Origin of the sequence: Rhodococcus sp. 05-2256-B1, assembly GCF_002258465.1 — a bacterium.
Classification (GTDB): domain Bacteria; phylum Actinomycetota; class Actinomycetes; order Mycobacteriales; family Mycobacteriaceae; genus Rhodococcoides; species Rhodococcoides fascians.
In genome coordinates this window covers 43,055-60,919 of the sequence record NZ_NOZA01000017.1, presented here as the reverse complement: position 1 = coordinate 60,919, position 17,865 = coordinate 43,055, and the positions used below count along the sequence as shown (strand labels likewise).

20 protein-coding genes are annotated in these 17,865 nt (G+C 63.4%); 11 read left to right on the top strand and 9 right to left on the bottom strand.

What is annotated here, in order from left to right; all coding sequences use genetic code 11:
- The first annotated feature begins 3 nt into the window (after positions 1-3).
- The gene (locus CH285_RS08530) at positions 4-312 is read left to right on the top strand and encodes a hypothetical protein (protein WP_027495481.1); all 309 of its coding nucleotides are present in this window, start codon (positions 4-6) and stop codon (positions 310-312) included.
- On the opposite strand, the gene CH285_RS08525 is transcribed toward CH285_RS08530, so the two are convergent.
- From CH285_RS08525 to CH285_RS08515, 4 genes are read right to left on the bottom strand one after another with little or no spacing between them, the layout of a single operon-like run.
- Positions 273-1,589 (bottom strand): hypothetical protein, encoded by a 1,317-nt coding sequence (locus CH285_RS08525; protein ID WP_094643327.1) that lies wholly within the window; start codon positions 1,587-1,589, stop codon positions 273-275. The genes CH285_RS08530 and CH285_RS08525 overlap by 40 nt on opposite strands.
- Positions 1,586-2,005, bottom strand: coding sequence for a hypothetical protein (locus CH285_RS08520; RefSeq protein ID WP_094643326.1), 420 nt, complete (start codon positions 2,003-2,005; stop codon positions 1,586-1,588). Before CH285_RS08520 ends, CH285_RS08525 begins: the two co-directional genes overlap by 4 nt.
- Position 2,006: 1 nt before the next feature.
- Entirely contained in the window at positions 2,007-2,171 is a 165-nt protein-coding gene (locus tag CH285_RS27855) for a hypothetical protein (protein ID WP_167326471.1), read from the bottom strand.
- Entirely contained in the window at positions 2,168-4,051 is a 1,884-nt protein-coding gene (locus tag CH285_RS08515) for a hypothetical protein (protein ID WP_094643325.1), read from the bottom strand. Before CH285_RS08515 ends, CH285_RS27855 begins: the two co-directional genes overlap by 4 nt.
- Before the next feature lie 139 nt (positions 4,052-4,190).
- Here CH285_RS08515 and CH285_RS08510 point away from each other — a divergent pair, with 139 nt between their 5' ends.
- Positions 4,191-4,985, top strand: coding sequence for a hypothetical protein (locus CH285_RS08510; RefSeq protein WP_141214917.1), 795 nt, complete (start codon positions 4,191-4,193; stop codon positions 4,983-4,985).
- On the opposite strand, the gene CH285_RS08505 is transcribed toward CH285_RS08510, so the two are convergent.
- The gene (locus CH285_RS08505) at positions 4,986-5,393 is read right to left on the bottom strand and encodes a hypothetical protein (RefSeq protein ID WP_052057446.1); all 408 of its coding nucleotides are present in this window, start codon (positions 5,391-5,393) and stop codon (positions 4,986-4,988) included.
- Positions 5,394-5,577: 184 nt separating this feature from the next.
- On the opposite strand from CH285_RS08505, the gene CH285_RS08500 reads away from it, so the two are divergent.
- On the top strand, positions 5,578-6,723 hold the full coding sequence (locus CH285_RS08500; protein WP_094643323.1) for an alpha/beta fold hydrolase: 1,146 nt from the start codon (positions 5,578-5,580) through the stop codon (positions 6,721-6,723).
- Positions 6,724-6,774: 51 nt separating this feature from the next.
- On the opposite strand, the gene CH285_RS08495 is transcribed toward CH285_RS08500, so the two are convergent.
- Positions 6,775-8,538, bottom strand: coding sequence for a 2-isopropylmalate synthase (locus CH285_RS08495; protein WP_176458429.1), 1,764 nt, complete (start codon positions 8,536-8,538; stop codon positions 6,775-6,777).
- Between the two features lie 51 nt (positions 8,539-8,589).
- On the opposite strand from CH285_RS08495, the gene CH285_RS08490 reads away from it, so the two are divergent.
- Together CH285_RS08490 and CH285_RS08485 are read left to right on the top strand one after the other, a co-directional pair.
- Positions 8,590-9,270: a FadR/GntR family transcriptional regulator gene (locus CH285_RS08490; RefSeq protein WP_094643321.1), complete on the top strand. Its 681-nt coding sequence runs from the start codon at positions 8,590-8,592 to the stop codon at positions 9,268-9,270.
- Between the two features lie 98 nt (positions 9,271-9,368).
- Positions 9,369-10,334, top strand: coding sequence for a bile acid:sodium symporter family protein (locus CH285_RS08485; protein WP_094643320.1), 966 nt, complete (start codon positions 9,369-9,371; stop codon positions 10,332-10,334).
- Here the strand turns inward: CH285_RS08485 and CH285_RS08480 are convergent.
- Together CH285_RS08480 and CH285_RS08475 are read right to left on the bottom strand one after the other, a co-directional pair.
- Positions 10,321-10,701, bottom strand: coding sequence for a VOC family protein (locus CH285_RS08480; RefSeq protein ID WP_027495469.1), 381 nt, complete (start codon positions 10,699-10,701; stop codon positions 10,321-10,323). The genes CH285_RS08485 and CH285_RS08480 overlap by 14 nt on opposite strands.
- Positions 10,702-10,743: 42 nt before the next feature.
- Positions 10,744-11,814 carry an NAD-dependent epimerase/dehydratase family protein gene (locus CH285_RS08475; protein ID WP_094643319.1) on the bottom strand — a complete coding sequence of 357 codons (1,071 nt, stop codon included), beginning with the start codon at positions 11,812-11,814 and terminating at the stop codon, positions 10,744-10,746.
- A gap of 105 nt (positions 11,815-11,919) precedes the next feature.
- Here CH285_RS08475 and CH285_RS27850 point away from each other — a divergent pair, with 105 nt between their 5' ends.
- The 4 genes from CH285_RS27850 (at position 11,920) to CH285_RS08460 (ending at position 16,267) form a co-directional block, all read left to right on the top strand.
- Positions 11,920-12,072 (top strand): hypothetical protein, encoded by a 153-nt coding sequence (locus CH285_RS27850; RefSeq protein WP_167326464.1) that lies wholly within the window; start codon positions 11,920-11,922, stop codon positions 12,070-12,072.
- A 74-nt stretch (positions 12,073-12,146) separates the two neighbouring features.
- Positions 12,147-13,199: a YihY/virulence factor BrkB family protein gene (locus CH285_RS08470; protein ID WP_032367019.1), complete on the top strand. Its 1,053-nt coding sequence runs from the start codon at positions 12,147-12,149 to the stop codon at positions 13,197-13,199.
- Positions 13,200-13,413: 214 nt separating this feature from the next.
- The gene (locus CH285_RS08465; RefSeq protein ID WP_176458428.1) at positions 13,414-14,058 is read left to right on the top strand and encodes a GAF and ANTAR domain-containing protein; all 645 of its coding nucleotides are present in this window, start codon (positions 13,414-13,416) and stop codon (positions 14,056-14,058) included.
- Positions 14,059-14,128: 70 nt separating this feature from the next.
- Complete coding sequence (locus CH285_RS08460) at positions 14,129-16,267, top strand: catalase (protein ID WP_094643317.1); 2,139 nt, start codon at positions 14,129-14,131, stop codon at positions 16,265-16,267.
- Positions 16,268-16,269: 2 nt separating this feature from the next.
- Here CH285_RS08460 and CH285_RS28285 read toward each other — a convergent pair whose 3' ends face one another.
- The gene (locus CH285_RS28285; protein ID WP_255032505.1) at positions 16,270-16,662 is read right to left on the bottom strand and encodes an ankyrin repeat domain-containing protein; all 393 of its coding nucleotides are present in this window, start codon (positions 16,660-16,662) and stop codon (positions 16,270-16,272) included.
- A gap of 247 nt (positions 16,663-16,909) precedes the next feature.
- Between CH285_RS28285 and CH285_RS08450 the strand changes: the two genes are divergently transcribed.
- Both CH285_RS08450 and CH285_RS08445 read left to right on the top strand, forming a co-directional pair.
- A complete protein-coding gene (locus CH285_RS08450; protein WP_230593070.1) occupies positions 16,910-17,299 on the top strand; it encodes a DUF4234 domain-containing protein in 390 nt (129 codons plus the stop codon).
- Positions 17,300-17,331: 32 nt separating this feature from the next.
- Positions 17,332-17,766 carry a GNAT family N-acetyltransferase gene (locus CH285_RS08445; RefSeq protein ID WP_094643512.1) on the top strand — a complete coding sequence of 145 codons (435 nt, stop codon included), beginning with the start codon at positions 17,332-17,334 and terminating at the stop codon, positions 17,764-17,766.
- Positions 17,767-17,865 lie beyond the last annotated feature (99 nt).

The following is a 17,865-nucleotide window of genomic DNA, read 5'->3' as shown; positions in this document are numbered from 1 at the left end:
CCGGTGCCATCTATCGATCCGTTCCATGCCCTCGTTCTGATGAACGCCGTATTCGCCTCAGCAGCATGGTCTCTGGCCAGGCCGTCCTGGCCCGCGGCGATATCACTGGGCGTCGTCTCGGTGCTGTGGCTGTTCTTCAACGCCCCCATCGAAGGCAGAACTTTGTACGTGGTCGACGCAGAGAGAGGTCTCACCGAGTCCGACTTCCTCACACTCGCTGGGCTGGTGCTGGCCGCAGTGACGATTGTCAGGGTCCGGCGCGGACGGCCCGATCACGCACCGAACAGCAGGAACAATCCACCGAACGTGTAGAGCACCATCACGACCATCATGGCGAGCTGTCCGGTAGCCGCGTGCTCTTTCGGCAGTGTTCGCAGCGACGCGTCGTGGGCGAGGGTGATGCCCACCAGGTGCCCCACCACGACCGCCAGGACGGCGATGCCGGCGACGACCGACGGGTGGTTGGACAGGACGTAGGAGACCGATGCATCCTGCAGCCCGAGTACATTCGCTCCGTTGCCCAATGGATCCGATAGCGAAATGATTGTCTGCTGGCCCTTTTCGACGAAGTACGTGAGGTAGTGAGCCGTCATGTAACCCACCACGATCGGAATCAGGGAATGGGCCAGGAGCCCTGGAAGCGCGGTACGGCGAACACGCGACACTCCCCCGGTGGCACGGGCCGCAGACCAGAACGCCGCTCCGACAACGCAGATGACGGCAATCAACCCGAGAGTTCTGGTCGGCACCGATCCGAGAGCGGATTCGTCGACCAACGAACGCCATGCCGGTATCTGCCCGATGCTGTCGAAGGCGGTGGACCCGAGCAGAACGGCAAGCACGGCCACTGATCCCCGCTGCACCGGCAGGCTCACCGCACCGTCGAGCGGAGACCGCAGCGCCAGCACGCCGGACGCGGCATCTCGGGTGAGTGGAGACAACCGAGATACCGTGTCGCTGTATACCTCGAAAGGGTCTGCACGAGAGAACCATTCGTTGCCGAAGATCGCCGCACCGACCGCCATCGACACGACGTACACCGCGCACCACAGACGAACAGCCGGTACCGAGCCCGAGTCGGGTGAGGCCAGTTCGAGCCAGACGAACGCGAAGAGACCGACAACTGCTGGTACGCAGCCCCATTCGCGTCGATACGGGACGATTGCCGCCGACGTCGAACGACGCAACAGTCCGCACACGACCCGGTGTAGTGCCCGCATCGGAGACACGATTCGCCAGAACGGCCCGAACAATAGTGACGCCGGAACGATGCCCACCCACACCAGAACGTAGAAGGTGCCGAGCAACGCGTTGCTGGAATCCTGTGGCCCCCACACCGATGCTGCGGCGGCAGTGCCCGCCAGCAGCACCGACAACGTCCCGATGAGTCCCCGGACGAGCGCCGAATCGGCCACCACCGTCGTGCGCGGCAACGCCACGACGACACGCGTGGGGTCGAGTCTGGGGCGACGCCACGCGAACAGCAGCAGCACGAACGACGCCGCCAGCGCCCACGCCCCTCCGATCAGGGCGTAGGTGACCGGGATCGGCAGATCGGTCGATCCGCCGAGGCCGTGGGCGAGAATCACGGACGAACGACGAGCGTGGCGACAGTGCGGTCGCTGTGGTGCAGTTCGATATCCACCTGTCCGGGCACATCGACGGTGAACGTGAACAGCTGATCTTTGCCCGGCTCGATCTCGAAGGTGTGCTCGGGAACCGAATGCACGTGTAGTTCGTCGGTGATATCACTGGTGATCAACATCGAAATCGTCTGCCCCACAGACGCGTCGAGGCGTTGATTGGTCGGTTCGACCGTCCCGCCGTCGATCGACAGATTCATCTGCAGGGTATCGGGCTGCGCGGACACCGACGCGGCGGAGTCGGTGCTGGGCACCGGTTCTGCTGTACTGGGCGAGGTACCGCCGGACGACGATCCGCAGCCGGCCACCAACGCCACCGCTGCACATCCGATGATCGCTGCCCGCACTGGCGACGGTCCCATGTCAGTGCTCTCCTTCTTGTTCGAGTTTCTCTGCGCGCTCCGCCCGGCGGTCCTTCCTGACGACGTACAGCACCGCGGCCACGATGATCAACGCAGGCGCGACTGCCGGAATGGCCAGAACCACAGAGTGATCGGCGAGATAGACGACGTCTGATGCTGCCGTCATACGGAGCTCGAATCCAGCGTCCTGCGGGACACCGATGCTCCCGGGGTCTCGGTACTGATGCGCACTGCGCCCCACGACAGAGCCCAGATCAATGCCAGAGTGCAGACGAGCACAACCAGTGATGCGGCACCGAACAGCCACGCCGGGTGATCGAAGCTCCGCTCACGCTGCAGCAGAGCGGTCTCGCTCTGCAGCTGCCGTGTGAACTGGGCGTCGGCCGAGACCTCGGATGCGCCGATGCCGGGATCGGCCGCCATGAAGATCGGCGTTCCGGTCAACGTTCGACCGTCCTGGATACGCAGGAACGTCTTCCACGTTCCGTGCGCCGGAACCGGACGGGTCGACTGATACATCCCGGGCCCGGTCCGTTCGAGACGATCGACGACCAGACCACGCAGAGTATCGCCGGCTCCCTGCCATGCCAGGATCGCCACCCACTCGGGGTCGTCGGACACCAGATCGGCTGGATCGAGACGGACCGTCGCCGTCACCATCCGGCCACCGTCCTGCGGCGCGGCATCGGCGAGAGTGACCGTCGCCGTTGCGTTTTCCGGTACATCAATCATCAAACCGTTGGCTGTCGCGCCGCCGAGTACGAGTACCAACGCGACGACGATCGTGCGCCGGACGGCAGGTGCCGGCAGCCCGTCACCGCTGAGCAGTTGCGCGAACAGTCCCGCCGTCAGCCCACACATGACGCCGACGGGTACTGCCATCGCAAGCGCCTCGACCCACATCGACGTCGGCCACGGGTAGACGAATACCGCGTCGATCCACAATAATTCGAGCCACAGGCCCACGGTTGCGGCAGCGAATCCTGCGAGCATTCCGAATCGAAGTCTGTGCACCACGAGCGGAGTGAGACCGACGAGTTCGACCACCACCGCGATCCCGAGGAACAGCGCGAAGACGTTGTGCGGTTCACCCAGAACTGGACCGACGACGAATGCCGTCAGCTCGCGAATGACCGCGGCAAATGCGACGACGAACAGAGTCGCGCCCCGTCCCACGACAAGTCGTGCGGCGACGAGTGCGAACGCGCCGGCACCGACGATGAGCATCGGTTGGAACACCAACCGGAACTGCTCGACTCCGAAGTCGAATTCGATCTGGAACACCGACAGTCCGATGAGGAGGCCACCGAAGGCGCTGGCCTTGAGAATCCAGGACAACACCGAGCGCCTGGGGCCCTGCGCAGTTTCGTCCACCTCGTCGGGGGAGGTCTGCCGTGCTGCGGCGAGCGCCAGTCTGCCTTCGTGCTCGAGCAGCAGGACGCCGATCAGAGACAGACCGGCACCGCCGATCAGCATCAGGTGCGTCGGCCCCCACAGCGTGACGTCCTGGCCGAAGATGCGGTGCCAGATGTCGTCCAACGGAAAACCGATGAGCGCATACAGTCCACTGCCCGCGATCAGCAGACCGCCCGTGGGCGCGTACCAGGTGCGGGTGATCTTGACGGCCGCGCGACCGGGCTTCTCGTCGAGCGGCAGAATGATCGCCAGCGCGCCCGCGATGAACAGGAAGAACAAGCCGACCAGGATGAAGTAGTGGGCCGGGTTGGCCAGTGGTCCCTCATCGCGCCCTCGTCCGATGTGCAGGCTGACGTCCCAGATGAACCCGAAGAATGCCGTCAGGATCGTCGAAACGAACAGGACCAGAGGCAACGCAGCCCAGCCGGGCAAGTTCAGTTTCGATCCCGCGTAGTCCGCCAGCCTCGCCAACCACGTGATGCGGCGAGTGCGGTGCATGAATGCCAGGTACAGCAGAAACAACGACACGACGGCCGCGGCTGCCGTCATACCGAAGACCTGGTCCAGCGCCGCGCCTCCGCTTTCCGACTGAGCAATGACGTAACCCGTCGTCACACTTACATTGACCATAGCGAGAGTATGGACCACAGGCCGCCGTTTCGGTGAAGTTCGGGACAATCGGTGGCTCACTGCTCCTCGATCTAGTCCTACAGAGGGATGTGCGCCCGAGCTCTCGGTGATTGACTCTCGTGCGGAAAGGAGCCATCCGATGAGTAAGTCCATCCCACGCGGCCGCTGGTCGATCGTTCTGTTGGCATGTGCAGGGGCATTATTGGTAGCCGCGTTCATTCTCCGACCGGCTGCTCTGCTGCGCGGAAGTTATCCCCAGTTCCAGGATCAGTCCGCCATGAGCGAGCTGCTCGGCCGTGGATTGGTCGAGTACTGGGGCAGCGGTGTTCGCACCTTTCCTCCCGGGCTGGCGGAGATGGTGGACTACTGGTTCGCGTGGCACGCCATCAAGATCGTCATCTCGGTACTGCTGACCGCCGTTCTGGGCCTGCTGGCGGCGACGCTGTGGAGGCGATCCCTGGCTGCCGGCATGGGTTACGTGATCGCTGCGAGTACTTCGACCGTGCTGTCGCTGTTTTCGGTGTTCGTGGCCGTCATCAACATCCAGTCGACGGTCGCTCCCGTCGTCGCGCTGCTTCCGATGCTCTCCGACGACAACGCGGACGGCAAGGCGGCGCAGTCACTGATCGACAACGGTGTGCAGAGCGGAGATACGAGGCCGCCTATGCTCGAGCTGCTCACGCAGGTCGAGCACTACAACTGGGCGGTGATCGTCGCGACGGGTGTGGTGATCGCCGTTGTCGGTGCCGGAACCGTGATCGCGTTCCGTCGGTACGCGGCGACGGACACGACAGCCGCTGCTCGCCGTCGAATGTTCGTCACCCTCGGTTCACTCGGCGCGGTGATGACGATCGGGATGGCGCTGCTCTTCGTCGCTGCCGTCGTGGCGGTCGTCGATCCGGGAGACGCGCTCCTCGGATCAGTCGGCGTGTAACTACTGCCGGCTGCGGTCGCGGGCACGCGCGCGGAATTGGCCGATCGCGAGGATGGTCAACGCGACCCCCAACAGGGTGAGGGGGATTTGGGCGCGGGGCGCGTCGATATCGAGTACGAGGATCTGCCACACCACCCACCCGATGGTCACCAACCCCACGAACACGACACACGTCGGAGCGTCGTACGCATCGACGAGCACAGCAGCAACCGAGATCAACGATCCGAGTCCGAGAAAAATCAACACGAACAGCCCGGAGATGCGGTAGTCCCAGGTATGCCACGCAGGGAGCATGTCGACATCCAAGCCGAGTGACCGCCCGGTGGGGTCGGAGGTCAACGACATTCCGTTGAACGTTCCGGCTGCACCCAACAGGATCAGCAGTGCCACCGTCGCTAGCTTGTTCACGGTGACGTCATGTGTTGGTCGTCCTTCGGTTGCGGCCGCACCCCGGCGTAGTTGTCGATTCTGCCAGAACAAGTCCGATTGGTCTCGTTCTATTCAGACCAGTTTCAGCTGCGCCCCTGTGTACTCTGCCTGCGGGGCGGGTTCGGGCAGAACGTCGCCATGGACGGTCGAACCGAAGGAAGCCATGAAGATTCGCACCATCTTGATTCTGCCTGCAGCGGTGGCAGTGTTGGGCGGCGCGGGACTTCTCACCCCCATCGCTGACGCGGCACCGGCACCGGCACCGTCCATCGATGTGCTTCCGCGATTGATCGACGGTGCCGAAGCGGGTTACGCACTGTCCTACGCAACCACCGACGAGCACGGCCGAGCCGCGATTGCCCGCGGGCAGGTCTACCTCCCCTTCGGCACACCACCGCCGGGAGGATGGCCGGTCGTGTCGTGGGCCAAAGGGACCGTCGGCGTGGGTGATTCATGCGCCATGAGCACAGCACTCGACGACGGTGCTGCCGAGGACCCCATGGCCGTCGAGCTGTCCAAGCCCCTGCTCACCCAGCTGCTACGAAGCGGCACGGCCGTTGTCTCGACGGATTACATCGGACTCGGAACCACCGACGCCCACCACTACCTGAACAGCATCTCGGAGGCGAACGCCGTCACCGACATCGTCAGCGCTGCCGCAGACGAACTACCCGAGCTGTCGCACACCTGGGTTGCCGCCGGACACTCTCAGGGCGGCGCGGCCGCACTCACCACCGGGGCTCGCGCCGACATCTACGGAGAACGGTCGGACTTTCGCGGGGTGATGTCGTTTGCACCGTCGTCGAACCTCGAAGCCGTCCTTCCGCTGCTCTCGCCCACCACTCCCCGGATCGCACCTCTCGACAACATCACGGCCACTCTGATCTACGTCCTGTACGGGCTCAGGGATTCTCGGCCGGATCTCGACGTGAACAGCTACCTCAGCGAACTGGGGCGCGACTACCTGGCGCACGCAGAAGACAATTGCATCAGCGACCTACGACAGAAAGTCGATGGTGTTGCACCACAACAACTCCTGGCTCGACCGCTGTCCAACCCCGCCATGACCTCGGCTATCCGCGACTACCTATCCGTGCCGACCACCGGTTACACACGGCCGGTGACCATCGAGCAGGGGCTGGCCGATACCGTCGTGCCGCCGGCTCTGACGACCGCCCTCGCTGCGGAACTGGTGGCACAGGGCATCCGCGACGTGACCTACCTGCCCGTGCCCGGTGCCACTCATTACGACGTCATTGCCGCAACCGTCGACGACGCCCTGCCCCGCATACTCGACATGTTGCGCTGATCAGCCACCCACATGCGGTGGACGACGATCGCTGCCGAGCACGTCGTCCCGCTAGGTCGACGCATTGGCCGCCCGAAGAACCGCGTCGACGGTGGCGGACAGAACGGAGCGATCGATCCCTGCCGCCCATCGAGGCCCAGTGGCAGTGCGATATTCGAGCATCGAGACAGCATCACTGTCGTTGCCGGCTCGCACACTCGTCTGCGTCAGACCGAGGATGTCCACGTGCCTGCCATGAGCAGACAACGCGTCGACGAGCGCCTCGACGGGTCCGACTCCCGTGTGTGATGTCTCGAAGGACGTGCCGTCGATCTTCAACGTGATGCAGGTGTCGGCGGACCCGTCGTCGTCGTGAGAGTCGAAACCGATCAGGGTTACGTCGGGTTCGTCGACACCGATGTACACCTCCTGGAAGACGTCCCAGAGTTGCTCGGCCGACAGTTCGGTACCGACAGAATCCGTGCGGGCCTGCACATGTCGGGCGAGGTCGATCTGCAGGCGACGCGGAAGTTCGATGCCGTAGTGGGTTTCGAGGAGATACGCGATTCCTCCCTTGCCCGATTGCGAATTCACGCGAATGACCGCGTCGTACGAGCGACCGATGTCGTCGGGGTCGATCGGCAGGTACGGCACCCGCCATTCGATGTCCCGCTCGGAACGGCCTTCGCTCAGCGCCCGAGTGCGATGCTCGACGAAACCCTTCCTGATGGCGTCCTGGTGCGTACCGCTGAAGGCGGTGTGTACGAGGTCGCCGACATACGGATGCCGCGGGTGAATCTCGAGCTGGTTGCAGTATTCGACGGTGCGTCGAATCTGATCGATGTCGGAGAAGTCGATCATCGGATCGACACCCTGAGCGTGCAAATTCAATGCGAGAGTGGCGATGTCGACGTTTCCGGTGCGCTCGCCGTTACCGAATACGCAGCCCTCCACCCGCTGCGCTCCGGCCAGGACAGCCAGCTCGGCGCAGGCAATGCCCGTCCCGCGGTCGTTGTGTGGATGCACCGACAGGATCACGCTGTCTCGTCGCGCAAGGTTGTCGTTCATGTACTCGATCTGGTCCGCATAGACATTCGGCGTCGCGACCTCCACTGTGGCAGGCAAATTCAGGATGACCGGCCGCTGCTGCGTCGCGTCCCACAGAGTCGTCACCGCATCGCAGACATCGAGGACGTAGTCGGGTTCGGTGAGATTGAAGACCTCGGGTGAGAACTCGAATCGCACGTTGGGCAGGTCGCCGGCAAGTTCGAGAACGTCGGCTGCGCCCGAAAGTATCAGTGAGCGAAGCTCGTTGGCCTCCCGGCCGAGCACGACCTCGCGCCACGTAGGAGCCGTGGCGGTGTACATGTGGATCACGACGTCGTTGGTGATTCCGCGGATCGACTCCACGGTTCGCTCGATCAGGTCGCGTCGCGCCGGGGTAAAGACGACCACGGTGACGTCGTCGGGTGCCAGATCGGTGTGTGCCAGCAGCCGCACGAAATCGAAATCGGTCTGCGATGCCGATGGATACCCGACTTCGATTTCCTTGTAGCCCATCGCAACCATCAACTCGAAGAACTGCTTCTTGCGGGCAGGATCCATCGGCTCCGTCAACGCTTGGTTGCCGTCGCGCAGATCGACCGGCACCCACAGCGGTGCCTCGGTCAACCGTCGCTCCGGCCAGCGACGCTTGGTCAGCGGAATGTCGACCTTGGCGTAGACGTCACGGTAACGATGCGACGGCATCTGGGAGTGCCGCTGCCGATTCCAGGTGGGCGCGCCGGCGGGAACGGGTCCGGCGGGAGTGGACAGAGTGGGGAAATCTGTACGCATGCGAGCAATGTAGCATCACTCCTCAGACAAGCTGAGGAGTAATCTTCGTTTGTGACCGCGATACGCCGAACGTCGTTGGCCGATCAGGCCGCCGCGCTGCTGCATGCCAAAATTCAGTCCGGTGAGTGGCCGGTCGGCACCAAACTGCCAGGTGAAACGACCCTTGCCCCCATGTTCGACGTCGGCCGATCGACGATGCGCGAGGCCATCAGACAACTGGCGGGGCGCGGAATCCTAGTCACCCGGCAGGGATCAGGAGTCTTTGTCGAATCGATCGACGAGGCGCGGACGGACTGGGACAGAGTTCTCCAGCGCGCACACATCACCGCGGTCCTCGAAGCCCGCCTCGCCATCGAAGGTGAGGCAGCAGCTCTCGCCGCAGCCCGACGCACTCCCGCCGACCTCGACGCGATCCGTCGCTCACTCGAGCTACGCAACACCGCCCGCGCCGACGCGGTCGATCTGGTGGAGGCGGACATGGCTTTTCACCGCTCCATCGTGGTCGCGTCGCACAACGACATCCTGCTCGAACTCTTCGACTCCATGGCTCCGCGGCTACGGACCGCCATGATCGACATGCTGAAGATCAAGGGCGTGTTCGGAGAGGACACAGACCACGACGCCCACACACACGTCGTCGAGGCTATCGCCGCACGCGACGAGCACCGCGCACACACGCTCACCCGCACACATCTGCTGGAGTTGTCGACGACCATCGCTCCTCCGTCGTGAGCACCGGCCGGTCAAGGCTTTTCGGCTACTGGAACAGTCCGAGTACAGAATCGGGCTAGACTTCCCGACGCCTCGACCACCACCTTTGGAGTCTCCACATGCCCCAGCTGAAGACCGTCAGCGAATTCACCGGCAAATGGTTTGCCCTGATCGTCGTCGCGGCGGGCGCTCTGGCCTTGATCACCCCCGACACGTTCAGCGGCGGGACACCCGCGGTTCCGTGGTTGTTGTCGATCATCATGCTCGGCATGGGAATGACGTTGCGGCTCTCCGACTTCGCCGTGGTGGCACGCCGCCCATGGGCATTGCTGCTCGGCGTCGCAGCGCAGTTCATCGCGATGCCGCTCCTCGGTCTCGGAATTGCGAATGTCCTGGGTCTGTCCGCTGCGCTCACCGCCGGGATGGTGCTCGTCGGCTCCGCACCGGGCGGCACCGCGTCCAATGTGATGGTCTACCTGGCCAAGGGTGACACCGCACTGTCGGTGGCGATGACGTCGGTGTCCACACTCCTCGCGCCCATACTCACACCACTGCTGGTGCTATGGCTCGCCGGCGAATACCTGCCGGTCGATGCAGGCGGATTGTTCGTCTCGATCCTGCAGATCGTGCTGGTACCCGTCGTACTGGGAGTCGTACTGCGACTTCTGTTCCCGAGGGTCATCGATCGCATGCTCGACGCCTTGCCGCTCGTCTCGGTTGCCGGAATCACCGCTGTGGTTGTCCTCGTGGTGTCCGCCAGCGCGCCGACCCTGCTGTCGATCGGTGCCCTCATCGTCGCTGCCGTCGTGCTGCACAACTCGCTGGGGCTCGCCGTGGGCTACGGAATTGGTAGGGCATGTGGACTCGATGTCGCCAGCCGCCGCGCGATCAGCATCGAAGTCGGTATGCAGAACTCCGGCTTGGCAGCGGCACTGGCCTCGGTCCACTTCTCACCCGCTGCAGCACTCCCCGCGGCGATCTTCTCGGTGTGGCACAACGTATCCGGATCGCTGCTGGCCAGCTACTGGTCCAGACGGTCGACGGGTGCCGATCACCGCCAGGACAGTACCGTCACACGGGACTGAGTCTTGGACGCAGCAAACAGAATTCGTTGCCTTCCGGATCCGCCAGCACGTGCCACGACTCCTGGCCGGTCTGGCCGATATCCACTCGTCGGGCACCGAGGGTGAGCAGTCGTTCGAGCTCGGCGTCCTGATCTCGATCGGTTGCATTGACGTCGATGTGCAGCCGAGGTTTCGCCGGCTCGGGATTCTCGCTGGGGACGAAGATGATGGTCGGCTGCGAGCCGCCGAAACCGTCGCGCGCACCGATCTCGACGGAACCGTCACCCTCCCTGTCCAATACGACGAAGTCCAACACCTCACACCAGAACGATGCCAAGGCCTCGGGATCGCGACCTTCGAGTACCAATTCGCTGATTCGACATGCCATGGGCGGGAATTTACACCTGCCCCGGCGTCGAACCTGTCGTGTTCACGGCCTTTTCGCGCGAGAAATGAATCCCCGTCGACCGAAGGCTCGCAGGCGGTCCTTCGCAGTACGCGAGCGCAGGGACGTGGTGGACGCACCCGCGTTGTCGCGCATACCCTGAATGACCTCTCGGGCCACGTCCGGACCATCGATTCGCGGAGTCCAGTCCAGGTCCCGTCGAGCGCGGTCGGTGTTCAACATCGGGGTGGCGAACGCGAGATCGACCCAACCGTGATGGACTGCGGACACGTGGGTCTCGAAGCCGAGGCGCGCAGCAGCGGACAACACCCGAGAGGGCACGGGCACGATGCGCGCACCGAACGCGTCGGCCACGTCGTGGGCTCGCACGGGCGTCGGGCCGCCGAGGTTGTAGGGCCCGGTTGCACGCCTATCCAGCACTCGCACGATGGCATCGGCGACATCGTCGCTGTGTGCGGCCGGAACAGCGAACGACCTGTCGATGGGCAGGATCGGAAGATGATCGACGATTGCCGACGGCACGAGATCGGGCAGGGCGTAACGCAGCAGCGCACTTCCGAACTCGTACTGCCCGATCAGGCCCGGCCTGATTCGAGCGACCGCGACATCGGGATGCGCTGCCTCGAACTCGTCGAGCACATCCTCGGCGGCGGCCTTGTCCATGCTGTACGTCGACGAAGACACCCCCGTTCTCGGCCACGACTCGTCGACCTTCTCGCCGTACGCCCCTGGTGCGTATACCCCGCCGGAAGACATGTGCACCAGATGAGGAACTCCTGCGTCCGCACAGGCAGTTGCCACCGTGCGCACTGCGTCGACATTGACTGCCCGCAGATAATCGCGATCACGCATCGGCTGGAAGGCGATGGCCAGATGAACCACTGCGTCTGCGCCGCGGCACAACGCGCGTAGCTCGTACGGTGCGTGTTCGCCGGTGAGATCAAGCGGAACCCAGTCGACCTGCTCGGCAAAAGGATTGAGGCTCGGCGGACGCCTCGCTACGGCGACAATGGAATTGCCCGGATGCTCGTCGGTGAGCCTTCGCAGCAGGGCGGTGCCGACATTGCCGGTCGCGCCGATCACTACAGTTCGCATCTCTACCTCCGAAAATCGACCACAGTCGAAGTGCCCCCTGCACTTCGATCGAAACCACACCGGCTCAGGAGTTTGAGCCGCCATTCTCCCGGGCATCGAATCACCATGAGTGAAAACAACGAACCGACCCTCGACGATGTCATGATCCCCACCGAGGAAGCTCACCCCGACCACAAAGAGCACGCCAAGACGCCGAAGCATCTCGATGACAGCGACCTCGACGCGCGTACCGAGCACGAGCGCAACGAAGTGAACTGACGGCCGAATCGAACGACCGTCATGGCGGTCGCATTTCCCGGTTTCCACCGAAAAACCCCGGGTATGCGATCGCCATGGCCGATTCAGCAGCATCACCCGCACCCACCGAGGCAGATCCGGACGATCCGCGCAAAGCGGATTCACCCGCCGATCTGACCAAGCCGTCGTGGATCTATGTTCTGAAGAAGACTGCCCGTGAGTTCTCCCGGGATCAGTGCACCGACCTCGCAGCCGCGTTGACTTACTACGCCGTGCTCTCGCTCTTCCCCGCCATCCTGGCCATCGTGTCGTTGCTGGGTGTGTTCGGCCAGGGACAGGCCACGGTCGACGGTGTGCTGCAGATCGTCGGCGATCTCGGTCCGCAATCCGCTGTCGACACGTTGCGTCCCACCATCGAACAACTCGTCCAAGCGCCCACTGCCGGATTCGCGTTGATCATCGGTATCGCAGGCGCACTGTGGTCTGCCTCCGGCTACGTCGGCGCATTCGGCCGTGCGATGAACCGCATGTACGAGGTGGACGAGGGACGGCCCATCTGGAAGCTGCGCCCCGTGATGCTTCTGGTCACGCTCATTGCCTTGACCCTGATTGCGCTCGCCGCCGTCATGCTGGCCATCAGTGGCCCCGTGGCCAAAGCTGTGGGCGACGCCGTCGGACTGGGCGACACCGCACTGACGATCTGGAACATCGCACGCTGGCCGCTGGTCCTGATCGTGGTGGTACTCGCGGTCGCGATTCTGTACTACGCAACGCCGAATGTGCAGCAGCCCAAGTTCAAATGGATCAGTTCCGGTGCCGCGGTCGGCATCATCGTATGGATTCTTGCCACCGTCGCATTTGGCTTCTATGTCGCCAACTTCTCCAGCTACAACAAGACCTACGGCTCCCTCGCCGGAGCCATCGTGTTCCTGCTGTGGCTGTGGATCACCAACTTGGCCTTGCTGTTCGGTGCCGAACTGGACTCCGAACTCGAACGCGGCCGCCAACTCCAGGCCGGCATCGTCGCCGAAGAACGCCTGCAACTGCCGCCCCGCGATACCCGGGTATCGGACAAGAACGACGAAAAGGATGCGCAGGCTGTCGAAGAGGGTCGCAAATTGCGGGAGGAACACAACCGAACTCCGTGAACATCCCGGACGCCACCGACCGATCGATGAAACAGTTCCGCGTGGTGCGCTGATCCGGTGTGGCGGTTCGAATGACACAGAGAGGCAGGGCAACGTGGCCGAGGAAGAAAATACGGAAGAGTCCCGACGCGCCCACGCCCCGGACTCCGATAGCTTCAGCGCATCGATGTACGGACACCATCTGGAGGGGGTTGCACGAGTCAGCAAGAGGTGTGTGACCGACGCCGGCGTGGACGGAGCCGCGGTCGCCATCCTCACCGACGATGCCGATGCTCGGGATCTGCTGTACGCCACGAACTCCGAAGCAGCCCGGATCGACGAGCTCCAATTCACCACCGGCGAGGGCCCCTGTATCGATGCCTTCGTCACCGGGGAGCCGCAACTACACCCTGACATCGGTAATCGGCCCGATACCACGGGATGGCCGTCGTTCGCGTCGGAAGTTCTTCAGGAGCTCGACGTGCATGGGGTGTACGCGTTCCCATTGTTCAGTGGTGGTGCGCGACTCGGGGTCCTCGAGCTCTACACCCAAAAGTCGGGAACGATGACGACACAACAGATCGCCGCTGCCCAGGCTGCGGCGTCGACCCTCGGTGACATCGTCGTCGGAGAAGTGGCAGCCCGACCGAATTTTTTCGACGAGTCGACACTTCGACCACCCGAGGGCGCATTTCGCTTCGCTCGGTCCGACATCAACATTGCGGTCGGTGTGTTGGCCGAACGTCTGCATGTGTCGATGGACGAGGCAACCGCGCGGCTGCGTGCCCGTGCCTACGCCGATGCCCGCTCGATCTCCTCCCTCGCGTTCGACATCGTCCGCGGGGACGGCTTGTTCTACGACGACCCGGGAAGCGCGTGACATCGAAGCCCACCGTCCATCGACCACGAACGTCCGAGTTGACAGCTCCAACAACGAAAGAAGGCCGAACATGCCACCCATCCCTCGCCCGGATCAATCGTCGCCGGCACCCAACGGCCCGACCGGAGCTCGCGATACGAGAGCCCAAACCGGTGATTTCCTGACCACTGCGCAAGGCGTACGTCTACCCGACACCGATCATTCGCTCAAGGCGGGCGATCGAGGCCCGACGTTGCTCGAGGACTTCCATCTTCGCGAGAAGATCACCCACTTCGACCACGAGCGGATTCCGGAGCGCGTCGTGCACGCACGCGGTGCCGCCGCACATGGAACGTTCGAGTCCTATGGGTCGGCGAAGACCGTGACCAAGGCAGGATTCCTGGCCCAGAAGGGTAAGCGGACACCGGTTTTCGTGCGATTCTCGACCGTTCTCGGATCGCGTGGTTCCGCCGACACCGTCCGCGACACCCGCGGTTTCGCGGTCAAGTTCTACACCGACGAAGGAACCTTCGACCTGGTCGGAAACAACATGCCCGTCTTCTTCATCCAGGACGGCATCAAGTTCCCGGACATCATTCACGCCGGCAAACCGCAGCCCGATATCGAACTGCCGCAGGCTCAGTCGGCACACGACTCGTTCTGGGACTTCGTCTCGCTGCACACCGAGGCAACTCACCACGTCATGTGGAACATGAGCGATCGAGGTATCCCGCGCTCGTATCGCACGATGGAAGGCTTCGGCGTCCACACGTTCCGCCTCGTCGCCGAGAACGGCGAGACCAGGCTCGTGAAATTTCATTGGAAGCCGCTTGCCGGAGTGCACTCGCTGGTGTGGGAGGAAGCCCAGATCGCAGCGGGCGTCGATCCGGACTTCCATCGACGGGACATGTCCGACGGCATCAAGGCCGGTGCCCCACTGGAATACGAATTCGGAATCCAGGTCATGCCCGATGACGGCACCGAGACCTACGAGGGAATCGATCTGCTCGATCCCACGAAAATCGTTCCCGAAGAACTGGTTCCGGTGCAACCCATCGGCAAGCTCACCCTCGACGCGAACCCCACGAACTACTTCGCCGAAACCGAGCAGGTCGCGTTCCACACGGGCCACCTGGTGCCGGGCATCGAAGTCACCAACGACCCACTGATGCAGGCGCGTCTGTTCTCTTACCTGGACACCCAGATTACGCGTCTCGGCGGCCCCAATTTCTCGCAACTGCCGATCAACCGACCGCATGCACCTGTCAACGACATGCTGCGAGACGGTATGCACCAGACCGCCGTTCACACCGGCCTTGCCCCGTACCTCGGCAACTCCGTCGACGACGGAGAACCAGCGGTAGCAGGTGAGAAGGACCGCGGTTACGTGCAAACGGAACGCCTCATCGAGGGCCGCGCTGTACGGGCGAATCCCGCATCCTTCGACGATCACTTCACTCAGCCCACCATGTTCTATCGCAGCCTCAGTGCCGTCGAGCAGGATCATCTCGTCGAGGCATTCACCTTCGAGTTGGGCAAAGTGTTCGAGCAATCGATCAAGGAACGTGAGCTCGAGGTTCTCTCGAACGTCGACGCCGATCTGTGCGAGCGCGTCGCCGCCGGCCTAGGCCTGCCTGCACCTGTCGGCACACCCGCTGAGGACGTATTGCTCTCCCCCGCACTGTCTCAGATCGTCGAGGCTCCGGGACCGATTGCCGGACGCAAGATCGGCGTCATCGCCGACGCCGGATCGGACCTGTCCGGAATCGGCAAGCTACGGACGGCAGCCGCGCGCCGCGGTGCCACAGTGCACGTCATCGCTGCGGCCGGCGGCATCCTCGGCAAAGGCATGCGCACTCAGGTGGTCGAGCGAACATTCCTGACAGTTCGTTCGATCGAGTTCGACGCCTTTGTCGTCGCGGGCGGAACAACGCCGACGAACGACATCAAGCTGATCCTGCTGCTGCAGGAAGCATTCCGTCATTGCAAAGCGATGGGTGCCTGGGGCGACGGAGCGACACTGCTCGAGCAAGCCGGAATCGGTGCCGACGACGCAGGCGTCGTCATCGGCGAGACAGCGGTGAAAGCGTTCAACGACGCGTTGTTCGCTGCGGTCGGACTGCACCGAGCCTGGGATCGTGCCCCCGCTGTGATGGCGTCGAACATCCCGCCTGCAGTCCCCGACAAGCCTGCTCGTAAGCGGGCAGCCAAGGCCAAGGCCAAGAAGTAGGGCTACCCCGGCTGGGGCTCGGTCAGCATCGCTGCCATGTCGTCCAACTCGAAGTACTGGGCGATTGCGTGTGCCGATCGAGCTCCGGCTGCGGGGTCTGCGCCTGCCTCCAGCAACATCCGCACAATGGACGTCGACCGACGAAAGACCGCGGCCGCCAACGCTGTCTGGCCGTTGTCGTTCACGCGATCCACCGCAGCCCCCAGTGTCAGCAGTGTGCTCACCGCACCCGGTTGTACGTGATACGCCGCCAGAATCAGCAGTGTGTCGCCCTTGTCGTTGGTCAGGTCGACGGACCCTCCGGCCTCGAACAACGACTGCAACCACGAGGCGTCACCGCTGCGCGCGCAGTCGAATGCATGCCGAAACACCGCCAGAACCTCGTCGTCGTCCACCAAAACATGATTCCCCAAGCGACGAGATTCAACCGAGGTATCGTCGACCTGGATCGAGCGCTGATCCGTTCCATCGACCGCATTCTCGTGTAGTGACCGTGCGGAGTGTTCCCGCACGGAGCGAGACCTCGCGTACGGACCCACCGACGTGGGAGAATCGTGCGGTCCACGGACATGCGGCGTCTGTCGTGTCCGACAAGGTTGTGGGGGGAGTGTCATGACCGGTCCGGTTGCCCAAGGTAGCGCTATGAAGCGGCGAAATCCCGTTGTGGTCTGGATTCTGTTGCCGCTGATCACTCTCGGCATCTACCACTTCGTCTGGTACTACCTCATCCACCGTGAGATGGCCGACTTCGACCGACGCAAGGTCGACCCGCCGGTCGCCGGCCCGTTGCTGGTTCTGCTCCTCCTCGGCTGGACCATCATCGCGCCGTTGATCAGCTACTACAACACCGGAAACCGCATCGCCGACGCCCAACGCGCGGCCGGCCTTCAGCCGACGTGCAGCTCGATCGTCGGGCTTCTACTCACGTTCGTGTTCGGCTTGCAGAGCCTGTACTACCAGCTGGAACTGAACAAGATCACGGCGCGATACAACGACGCTGCACCGGGAACCGTTGTGCCGCTCGCGGTGTGACGATCAAAATCGAAGCTGACGAAACGGACCCGATGACCACCCTCCATCACGCACCGCTCTCGCGCGTCGATCCGAGCACCCTCTACCGCATCATGGCGCTGCGGGTAGCGGTCTTCGTGCACGAACAGAAGATCGTCGACGAGGCCGAACTCGATGGCGCGGACCTACTTCCGACGACCGAATTGTTCTGGATCCAGGACGAAAACGGCGAGGTGTTGGCCACTCTCCGAGTGCTCGTCGACGACACGGTCCACATCGGTCGCGTCGCGACTGCGGCTGCGGGGCGTGGGCGCGGTTATGCCGGACAGCTCGTCGAGGCCGCGCTGAAGGCGTACCCCGGGGTGGTTGAAATGTCCGCGCAAGCTCACCTCGAAAAATGGTACGGGCGATTCGGATTCACTCGAGTGGGAGAGCAATACCTGGAAGCGGGAATCCCGCACGTGAAGATGTCCACCCATCCCAGCTGAATCAGCCCAGTGTCGGTGCGTGTGCAACTTGTGCTCTACTCTGGGCCCCGAGTCGGAGAATCCTCGCGACCGAGGCCCCGAGTGGAGCAGACCTCCCGC

Excerpts from the sequence above, each read along its gene's own strand:
- CH285_RS08520 (WP_094643326.1), bottom strand. The coding sequence starts at position 2,005 with ATGGGACCGTCGCCAGTGCGGGCAGCGATCATCGGATGTGCAGCGGTG.
- CH285_RS27855 (WP_167326471.1), bottom strand. The coding sequence starts at position 2,171 with ATGACGGCAGCATCAGACGTCGTCTATCTCGCCGATCACTCTGTGGTT.
- CH285_RS08515 (WP_094643325.1), bottom strand. The coding sequence starts at position 4,051 with ATGGTCAATGTAAGTGTGACGACGGGTTACGTCATTGCTCAGTCGGAA.
- CH285_RS08510 (WP_141214917.1), top strand. The coding sequence starts at position 4,191 with ATGAGTAAGTCCATCCCACGCGGCCGCTGGTCGATCGTTCTGTTGGCA.
- CH285_RS08500 (WP_094643323.1), top strand. The coding sequence starts at position 5,578 with ATGAAGATTCGCACCATCTTGATTCTGCCTGCAGCGGTGGCAGTGTTG.
- CH285_RS08495 (WP_176458429.1), bottom strand. The coding sequence starts at position 8,538 with ATGCGTACAGATTTCCCCACTCTGTCCACTCCCGCCGGACCCGTTCCC.
- CH285_RS08485 (WP_094643320.1), top strand. The coding sequence starts at position 9,369 with ATGCCCCAGCTGAAGACCGTCAGCGAATTCACCGGCAAATGGTTTGCC.
- CH285_RS08480 (WP_027495469.1), bottom strand. The coding sequence starts at position 10,701 with ATGGCATGTCGAATCAGCGAATTGGTACTCGAAGGTCGCGATCCCGAG.
- CH285_RS08475 (WP_094643319.1), bottom strand. The coding sequence starts at position 11,814 with ATGCGAACTGTAGTGATCGGCGCGACCGGCAATGTCGGCACCGCCCTG.
- CH285_RS27850 (WP_167326464.1), top strand. The coding sequence starts at position 11,920 with ATGAGTGAAAACAACGAACCGACCCTCGACGATGTCATGATCCCCACC.
- CH285_RS08470 (WP_032367019.1), top strand. The coding sequence starts at position 12,147 with ATGGCCGATTCAGCAGCATCACCCGCACCCACCGAGGCAGATCCGGAC.
- CH285_RS08460 (WP_094643317.1), top strand. The coding sequence starts at position 14,129 with ATGCCACCCATCCCTCGCCCGGATCAATCGTCGCCGGCACCCAACGGC.
- CH285_RS08450 (WP_230593070.1), top strand. The coding sequence starts at position 16,910 with ATGAAGCGGCGAAATCCCGTTGTGGTCTGGATTCTGTTGCCGCTGATC.
- CH285_RS08445 (WP_094643512.1), top strand. The coding sequence starts at position 17,332 with ATGACCACCCTCCATCACGCACCGCTCTCGCGCGTCGATCCGAGCACC.